Origin of the sequence: Paraclostridium sordellii, from assembly GCF_000953675.1 — a bacterium.
Classification (GTDB): domain Bacteria; phylum Bacillota; class Clostridia; order Peptostreptococcales; family Peptostreptococcaceae; genus Paraclostridium; species Paraclostridium sordellii.
The window spans coordinates 3,377,865-3,378,438 of the sequence record NZ_LN679998.1; the positions used below are offsets into that span (position 1 = coordinate 3,377,865).

Below are 574 nucleotides of genomic sequence, written 5' to 3' on the forward strand. Positions count from 1 at the left end.
TCAAAATTAAACAGTAGGTAATTACTCCTTAGAAAGGAGGTGATCCAGCCGCACCTTCCGATACGGCTACCTTGTTACGACTTCACCCCAGTCATTGGTTTCACCTTCGACGGCCGCTTCCTAAAAGGTTAGCTAACCGGCTTCGGGCGCCCCCAACTCCCATGGTGTGACGGGCGGTGTGTACAAGACCCGGGAACGCATTCACCGCAGCATTCTGATCTGCGATTACTAGTAACTCCAGCTTCATGTAGGCGAGTTTCAGCCTACAATCCGAACTGAGAATGGCTTTAAGGGATTAGCTCCACCTCACGGCTTGGCAACCCTCTGTACCACCCATTGTAGCACGTGTGTAGCCCTAAGCATAAGGGGCATGATGATTTGACGTCATCCCCACCTTCCTCCGAGTTATCCTCGGCAGTCCCTCTAGAGTGCCCAACTTAATGCTGGCAACTAAAGGCAAGGGTTGCGCTCGTTGCGGGACTTAACCCAACATCTCACGACACGAGCTGACGACAACCATGCACCACCTGTCACCACTGTCCCCGAAGGGAAATCTCCGATTAGGGAGAGGTCA

The 574-nt window shown here is 52.8% G+C and carries 3 other annotated features.

Annotation, left to right across the window (positions count from 1 at the left end):
* Positions 1–45: 45 nt before the first annotated feature.
* Positions 46–179: a sequence feature (16S ribosomal RNA rRNA prediction is too short), on the reverse strand.
* Positions 180–241: 62 nt separating this feature from the next.
* Positions 242–338: a sequence feature (16S ribosomal RNA rRNA prediction is too short), on the reverse strand.
* 23 nt (positions 339–361) lie between these two features.
* Positions 362–574: a sequence feature (16S ribosomal RNA rRNA prediction is too short), on the reverse strand.